At 66.3% G+C, this 6,968-nt stretch carries 9 protein-coding genes; 3 read left to right on the forward strand and 6 right to left on the reverse strand.

Features of this window, described 5'->3' with window-relative positions:
- Positions 1-21 precede the first annotated feature (21 nt).
- A complete protein-coding gene (gene queG / locus QZ281_RS02850) occupies positions 22-1,155 on the reverse strand; it encodes a tRNA epoxyqueuosine(34) reductase QueG (RefSeq protein WP_292224481.1) in 1,134 nt (377 codons plus the stop codon).
- A 24-nt stretch (positions 1,156-1,179) separates the two neighbouring features.
- Positions 1,180-1,647 carry a hypothetical protein gene (locus tag QZ281_RS02855; protein WP_292224484.1) on the reverse strand — a complete coding sequence of 156 codons (468 nt, stop codon included), beginning with the start codon at positions 1,645-1,647 and terminating at the stop codon, positions 1,180-1,182.
- Positions 1,648-1,743: 96 nt separating this feature from the next.
- On the opposite strand from QZ281_RS02855, the gene QZ281_RS02860 reads away from it, so the two are divergent.
- On the forward strand, positions 1,744-2,169 hold the full coding sequence (locus QZ281_RS02860) for a hypothetical protein (protein WP_292224486.1): 426 nt from the start codon (positions 1,744-1,746) through the stop codon (positions 2,167-2,169).
- A 4-nt stretch (positions 2,170-2,173) separates the two neighbouring features.
- Here the strand turns inward: QZ281_RS02860 and QZ281_RS02865 are convergent, their stop codons facing one another.
- The 4 genes from QZ281_RS02865 to QZ281_RS02880 all read right to left on the reverse strand — a co-directional run bounded on the left by QZ281_RS02865 (position 2,174) and on the right by QZ281_RS02880 (position 5,249).
- On the reverse strand, positions 2,174-2,728 hold the full coding sequence (locus QZ281_RS02865; RefSeq protein WP_292224489.1) for an FAD-dependent monooxygenase: 555 nt from the start codon (positions 2,726-2,728) through the stop codon (positions 2,174-2,176).
- Between the two features lie 26 nt (positions 2,729-2,754).
- On the reverse strand, positions 2,755-3,270 hold the full coding sequence (locus QZ281_RS02870; RefSeq protein ID WP_292224492.1) for an FAD-dependent monooxygenase: 516 nt from the start codon (positions 3,268-3,270) through the stop codon (positions 2,755-2,757).
- A gap of 225 nt (positions 3,271-3,495) precedes the next feature.
- On the reverse strand, positions 3,496-4,179 hold the full coding sequence (locus QZ281_RS02875; protein ID WP_292224496.1) for a glutathione S-transferase family protein: 684 nt from the start codon (positions 4,177-4,179) through the stop codon (positions 3,496-3,498).
- Positions 4,180-4,223: 44 nt separating this feature from the next.
- Complete coding sequence (locus QZ281_RS02880; RefSeq protein ID WP_292224498.1) at positions 4,224-5,249, reverse strand: cation diffusion facilitator family transporter; 1,026 nt, start codon at positions 5,247-5,249, stop codon at positions 4,224-4,226.
- A 145-nt stretch (positions 5,250-5,394) separates the two neighbouring features.
- Between QZ281_RS02880 and QZ281_RS02885 the strand changes: the two genes are divergently transcribed.
- Complete coding sequence (locus tag QZ281_RS02885) at positions 5,395-6,561, forward strand: citrate/2-methylcitrate synthase (protein WP_292224500.1); 1,167 nt, start codon at positions 5,395-5,397, stop codon at positions 6,559-6,561.
- Between the two features lie 23 nt (positions 6,562-6,584).
- Positions 6,585-6,968 (forward strand): undecaprenyl-diphosphate phosphatase (locus QZ281_RS02890; RefSeq protein WP_292224504.1); only part of this gene is annotated, 384 nt, incomplete at its 3' end.

Genomic DNA, 6,968 nt, shown 5'->3' on the forward strand with positions numbered 1-6,968 from the left:
GATGGGCTGACCCGTGGCAGTTCAGGCGGCGGCCAGCATCCATTCCGCCTGAACCGTCTTATCAGTTTCGTCCGCTGCATCACGCAGGGCGGCGAAGTCGGCAGGTGCCAGCAACTGCGACAGGGCCCAGACGGCGGCACCCCGCACCAGCGGCGAGGCGTCGTCCAGCAGGTTCCGGGTCGGGGCGATCAGGTCCGCATCGCCCGAGTTGCCGACCGCATAGAGCACATTCCTCAGGAACCGATCCCGCCCGATCCGCTTGACCGGGCTCTTGGTGAACAGGGCGCGGAAGGCGGCGTCGTCCAGCGCCAGAAGATCGGCCAGACGCGGGCTTTCAAAAGCCTCGCGCGGCAGCAACCGGATTTCGCGGGCCTCCTTGGCGAACTTGTTCCAAGGGCAGACGCCCAGACAGTCGTCGCAGCCATAGATGCGCGATCCGGTCGCGCGCCGGAACTCGACCGGCCAGGGATCGCCGAACTCGATGGTCAGATAGGACAGGCAGCGTCGCGCGTCCAACTGGAACGGGGCGGGAAAGGCGTTCGTCGGGCAGGCGTCCAGGCAGGCGGTGCAGCGGCCGCAGTGTTCGGTTTCCGGTTCATCCGGCTCGATGTCGGCGACGGTCAGGATCACGCCCAGAAACAGCCAGTTGCCGTGGGTGCGGCTGAGCAGATTGGTGTGCTTGCCCTGCCAGCCCAGACCGGCGCGGTGGGCCAATGGCTTCTCCATCAGGGGGGCCGTGTCGACGAAGACCTTGATGTCCGCGCCGTTGCGGGCGGCGATCTGACCCGCCAGCTGTTTCAGCCGCCCCTTGATGACCTCGTGATAGTCGTCGCCACGCGCATAGACTGAGATATAGCCCGCCGAACGGTCGGCCAGCTGCGGCAGGGGATCTTCCTCGGGGCCATAGTTCATGCCCAGAACGATGGCGGTTTTCGCTTCTTCCCACATGGCGGTGGGGTGCTGGCGCCGCTCCAGCGTGGTCTGCATCCACTCCATGTCGCCGTGACGGCCCTCATCGACGAAATGGCGCAGCCGCTCGCCCGCAGGCCAAGCGTCAGCCGCCGAGGCGAAGCGGCACAGGTCAAAACCCAGCTCGGTCGCCCGCTGGCGGATGAAGGTTTTCAGGCGTTCGGTCACGGCGGCGGCCTGTAGCATGGATTTGCCGCCTTCGGGCGGGCGTCAGGTCTGGAGGGCGCGCTGGCGATAGGTGTTGAGCAGGACGACCATCTGTTCTGTCGAATCCGGCCATCCTCTCGGCAGGCCCCCATCCGCCCCAAGGTACTGATTGATCTGGGACATGGCCGTCACCGGCCGGACCCCGGGTCTGAAATTATAGCCGACCACCTTGCCGCCACGGGGCAGGCGGTAAACGAAGACGTCTTCAATGTCTCTCCAGCGCACCAGTTTGGGATTGCGGACAAAACCCCCCGCGACCCTGAAGCCTTCGCCGTTCAGATGAAGACGCATGGGGTTGATGATCACCCAGATGAAGGCGGCGGCGCACAGTCCGAACAATCCGATGCAAAGCTGGAGCGCCACGTCATCCACGTCCATGCCGATCGCAAAGGGGCCGAGGACGAACACCAGGCTCAGCGCCAGGAAGAGCAGGTACTTGAGACGGGAGACGGTGATGACTGTGGTTTTCATCTCAAAACCCTGGACGACTTGCGGAGATCAGATTTTATGATCATTGTTCAATAATTCGCAACCCTGATGTTTGGGGCGTTAGAAAGAAGGTGGCTCATGCTCAGGACGATGATTTTCGCAGGGGCGATACTGGCGGCGTCAGGCCCGGTTTTGTCCCAGGCCTTTGACGAACTTGAAGGGCACTACTCAAGTCAGAGGCCAGGCCTTGAACTGACGGCGGATCTGAAACGGATCGAGGGCGCACGCTATGCGGTTTCGCTGTCCACCATGACGCCGATGCGGGGCGACGTGGGCGGTTGCGGCGGCGAGATTGATGGCGAGGTCGTCCTGACGGGGCGCAGCGGGGTTCTGCGTGTACCCGAACCGAACACCCCCGGCCTGACGCCGCGTGTCTGTGAAATCGAACTGCGGTTCACAGCCCCCTATGAGCTGACGCTGCAGGAAAAGAGCGGCTGCACCTATTTCCACGGCGCAGCCTGCGAGTTCACCGGCAAGGTGACGCACGACGCGGCGGGTCTTTAGCCCGTCAGTGCGCGTTGAACAGGGCGACCACGCTGTGCGGGGCGTCGGCGCCGAAGAAACGTTCATGATTGCGTGCGGTCAGGTCGGCGACCTGTCGGCTGCGCGGGAACAGCCGGTCTTCATAGGCCGCCAGGGCGCCCTCGATATCGTCCGGCGAGGCGGCGATGGCCTGAGCCAGTTCGGCCCCGTCCAGCAGGGCCAGATTGGCGCCTTCTCCGGCGAAGGGCGACATCAGGTGGGCGGCGTCGCCCACCAGGGTCAGGCCGGATTTGCGCTTCCAGCTGTGACCGACCGCTAGCGCGTGGATGGGGCGCAGGATCGGCTCCACGTCGCTGTGGGTGATCAGGTCGATCAAGGGCGGCGCCCAGCCGGTGAACGCCTCTGCGATCTGGCTCAGATCGGTGAACCAGTCTTGGGGCCGGTTCAGGGCGGCATAGGTGCGCAGGGTTCCGTCGGCATAGCGGTGCGACAGGATTCCCTGACCCGGCACGACCGCCATCAGGGTGCCCAGGCCGATCATATCGGCGCTGGCGGGCAGGCGGGTGTCGCCGTTCAGCACTGTGGTCTCCACAAAGGACGTGCCGGTTAGGCGGGTGTTGAGGCGGACAGCATGGGGCGGACCTTCGACCAGGCGCCGTCGGCCCCGACCAGCAGATCGGACGTGGCGGTCGAGCCGTCGGCGAAGCTCAGGGCGTGGCGGCCTTCGCCCAGCGGCGCGACCGAAACCAGTTTGCGGCCCCACTGGATCGTCTCTGGCGGCAGGGACTGGATCAGCATGCGGCGCAGATCGCCCCGGTCGATCTCGGGCCGGTCGCCAAGATGGCTGCCGGGCTTGTCCAACAGGATGCGGCCCGTGGTGTCGACGATGCGTTTGGCGTCTTCGCCGGGTCGGACCAGGCTGAGGAAGGTGTCGAACAGACCCGCCGCCTTCAGGGCGATCTGGCCATTGTGTTCGTGCATGTCGAGCAGGCCGCCCTGGGTCCGCGCGTCCGCCGAGGCTTCGGCCTCATGGATGGTCGATGCGATCCCGTGCAGATGCAGAACACGGGCGAGGATGAGGCCGCCGAGACCGGCGCCGATGATGGTGATGGATTTGGGCACGTCGCGCTCCTGTATCCCTCTGACGACCACGCATGGGGGCGCGCGCATCAAAGGGCTGCCTGTTGTCAGGCGGTTGATTTGGGAGACGCTGGCCGAGCCGCGCGCGGAGGCGCGAACTGGGATGCGTGCGACGGCCTGAAGGACAGGCGGTTATTTTCGCGTCAGGGCCAGATTACATCAGGCGACGACGCGAAACAATCGGCGGGGCTGAAGGCCCCGTCGGTATCAGAAGTCCAGATCGGCGTACCAGCTTGCGGGCGGCACGCCGATGAAACGGTCGGTCAGCAGCGGCCGGAAGCAGGGGCGGGATTTCAGCTTGGAATACCAGGTCTTCAGCGAGGGCCAGTGGGTCCAGGTGATCTCGCCGAAATAGTCCAGGATCGACAGGTGGGCGGCGGCGATCAGGTCGGCCTGGCTGAGGCGTCGTCCGGCCAACCAGTCGCGGGCGCCGGCTATCTCCTCCAGCATGATCAGATGGTGCTTCAGCGCCTCGCGGCCTTCACGCAGGGCGCGGGCTTCCGGCGGGCCCAGCTTAAGCAGGGGTTTCTCCAGCCGTTCATGCAGCAGGATGGCGTCCACGTCGTCGCTGAAGCGGCGTTCGAACCATGCGGTCAGGCGCCGCGCCTCGGCCCGTTCGGCGGCTTCGGCGGGCAGCAGCAATGGGCCGCGCTGCTGATCCTCGATCCAGCCCAGAATGGCGGGCAGTTCGCACAGGTTCAGCGGGCGGCCGCGATCCGAGGTCTGGATGACGGGCGGCATGCCCGACGGATTAAAGTCATTGACCGGGCAGTCGGCTTCCCAGGGGCGGACGGGGGCGTCGGCGTATTCGATCCTCGCCTCGCCCAGCGCCAGCCGCGCAGCGCGCGAGGCGGGATGAAAGGCGAAATGATAGAGGACGCACTGGGACATCGCCACATCCTAGCGGACGACATCTTAAGTCCTCGTTTACCGGCTTAGGACCACGGGCCTTTGGCCTTGGCACCCGGGGCGGCTTCAGGCGCGACGCCGGCTTCGGATGGAGCTGGCGCGGACGGGGCGGCCAGCCGTTGGTCAGTGGCGGGCTGGGCGAGCTTGGGCGTCGAACCGCGCGGATCGGCGTGGATCAGAATGTCGGCGGCGGGGAACAGGGTCCGAACCCGCGTTTCAGCCTCGACGACGATGGCGTGGGCGGCGTCCAGCGTCAGGGCGGCGTCCAGATCGACATGCATCTGCACCACCATCACCTGTCCCGCCATGTGGGCGCGCAGGCGGTGAACGCCCGAGATGCGCGGATCAGCCAGCACCGCCTGAGTTAGGGCGGCCAGTTCGCTTTCCGGCAGGGCGCGGTCCAGCAGGTGATCGGCGGCGGACCTCAGCATTCCGGTCGCGCCCCAGAACAGCCAGACGGCGACGACCAGTCCCGCCGCCGCATCCAGGCCCGGCGCATTGAGGAAGGCGCCCGAGATCACCCCGATCAGGACGACGACATTGGCGGCCAGATCCTCCGCGTAGTGGGCGCGATCCCCGGCGACGGCCAGCGACCCGGTCTTCTTCAGGGCGCGGGTCTGCATCCATACCAGCCAGGTGGTGATGCCTATGCCGATCACGACGACGCCGACAGCCCAGCCGCCCGAGGTGACGGGGCGCGGATCGAAGATGCGCTGGATCGCCTCCCAGCCGATGAAGACAGCGGAGGCGAAGACCAGCCCGGCCTGCACCAGCGCCGACAGGGCCTCGCCCTTTCCGTGGCCGTAGCGGTGCTCCTGATCCGGCGGGGCGGCGGCCCAGCGCACGGCGAAGAAGGCGGTCAGCGATCCCGCCAGGTCCAGCGCCGAGTCCGTCAGGCTGGCCAGTATGGACACCGATCCCGAGGCGCCCAGCGCAAAGGCCTTCAGCACGATCAGCAGGACGGCGACCCCCACCGACAGACGTGTGATATTGCGGGTCGCCTGATTGGCGTCTTCAAGCGGCGCGGGAGAGGGGGAAGACGAGGTCGACATGCAGATTTCCTTGTCTCCCAATCATGGCCGAAAGCCAACCTTCGCGACGGAATAGACGAGCGTGGCCGTTTCAGTTTAGGACGGAGAAACGCCGCTATGCGGCCTGCTGTTCATTTCGAATGCGAAACAGTCGTGAGGGGACGATATGGGCGCTGACGAACGCTGGATCGCCAGAAGCGAGGCCCTGACCCGTCTGGGTGTGAAGGCCCAGACCCTCTATGCCTATGTCAGCCGTGGCCGGATCGCCGCCCGGCCGGACCCGACCGACCCTCGTAAAAGTCTTTATGCCGCAGCCGATGTCGCCCGCCTGTGCGGCGACGAAATCGAGAGCGGGGATGTCGGCGCCCTGCGTCCCACCGGCCTTGGCGCCGCAGCGCGAGGCGAGGCGGACATCCACTCCTCGGTGTCAATGACGGCGGAGGGGCGGCTGTTCTATCATGGGCTGGACGCAGTGCAGTTGTCGGAGAGCGGCTCCATCGAGGCGGCGTCGCGGGTGCTGTGGGATGCGCGCGGCGATGACCCCTTCGCCGGGCTGAAGCCCCGGATTGATCCCATCGTCGGCGGATCGACCCAACGCCGGATGATGGCCGTGCTGGGGCGGCGTCTGACCGAGGACAGATCGTCAAGGCTGCAGGAACCGGTGGCGCTGAAGCGCGAGGCCGCCTCTCTGCTCAATGAAGTGATGGACAGCGTGTCCGGGCCGGGGCCGCGTCTGTATTTCCACCAGCGTCTGGCGCGCGGCTTCAAGGTCGTGGACGTGCAAAGTCATTTGCTGCGGCGCGCCCTGGTGCTGGGCGCCGACAAGGGGTTGGATGCAGCCGTACTGGCGACGCGAGCGGCGGCCGACGGCGGCGCGTCTCTGGCCGGAGCGGCGCTGGCGGGGCTTTCGGCCCTGGGCGGCGCCGTGACTGCGATGGGCGATGTCGTCGCCTATGTCAGCGAGGCGCGACGTGATCCGACGGGCGCGGCCAAGCGCTGGATCGGCCTGCGCGGCTCCGTTCCCGGCTTCGGCGTCTGTGATTTTGCGCGCCATGACCCGCGCGTGGACGCCTTGCTGAGCCATGCGCAACTGTCCCCCGATCTGGCGGCTGTCAGAGCCGAGGGCGAGGCGGCAGGCGGGCAGGGCGCCAGCTTCGAACTGGCTCTGGCCCTGTTGTCGCGCAGGCTGGACCTGGGGCCGACCGGGGCGGGCGATCTGCTGCTGCTGGGGCGTCTGAACGGACTTTTGGCCCATGCGCTGGATCAGGTGATTGACGGCTCGCCTATCCGGTCACGGTTGCGCTATGTGGGGCCAGAGCCGGGCGCGAACTGATCCCGGACCCATGCGGGGATTTCATGGCTGATTGGCTTGCGGCGATCATTCTGGGTCTGGTCGAAGGACTGACCGAGTTCATACCGGTGTCCTCCACCGGCCATATGCTCCTGCTGGGGCATTTCATGGGCTTCGAAAGCTCGGGCAAAACGTTCGAGATCGTGATCCAGCTGGGCGCGCTGCTGGCCATCATCAGCATCTATTTCAAACGCCTGTGGGCGCTGGCGACGCGCTGGCCGTTCGACCCTGAGGCGCGGCGTTTCCTGATCGGTCTGCTGGTCGCCTTCGCCCCCGCCGTGGTGATCGGCTTCTTCGCCTACGACTTCATCAAGACCGTGCTGTTCGAGACGCCGGTGGTGATCTGCATCGCCCTGATCGTCGGCGGCGTCATCCTGCTGGCTCTGGAC

Source organism: Brevundimonas sp., from assembly GCF_018608325.1.
Taxonomy (GTDB): Bacteria; Pseudomonadota; Alphaproteobacteria; order Caulobacterales; family Caulobacteraceae; genus Brevundimonas.

Coding starts and splice junctions, on each gene's coding strand:
- queG (WP_292224481.1), bottom strand. CDS start 1,155: ATGCTACAGGCCGCCGCCGTGACCGAACGCCTGAAAACCTTCATCCGC.
- QZ281_RS02855 (WP_292224484.1), bottom strand. CDS start 1,647: ATGAAAACCACAGTCATCACCGTCTCCCGTCTCAAGTACCTGCTCTTC.
- QZ281_RS02860 (WP_292224486.1), top strand. CDS start 1,744: ATGCTCAGGACGATGATTTTCGCAGGGGCGATACTGGCGGCGTCAGGC.
- QZ281_RS02875 (WP_292224496.1), bottom strand. CDS start 4,179: ATGTCCCAGTGCGTCCTCTATCATTTCGCCTTTCATCCCGCCTCGCGC.
- QZ281_RS02880 (WP_292224498.1), bottom strand. CDS start 5,249: ATGTCGACCTCGTCTTCCCCCTCTCCCGCGCCGCTTGAAGACGCCAAT.
- QZ281_RS02885 (WP_292224500.1), top strand. CDS start 5,395: ATGGGCGCTGACGAACGCTGGATCGCCAGAAGCGAGGCCCTGACCCGT.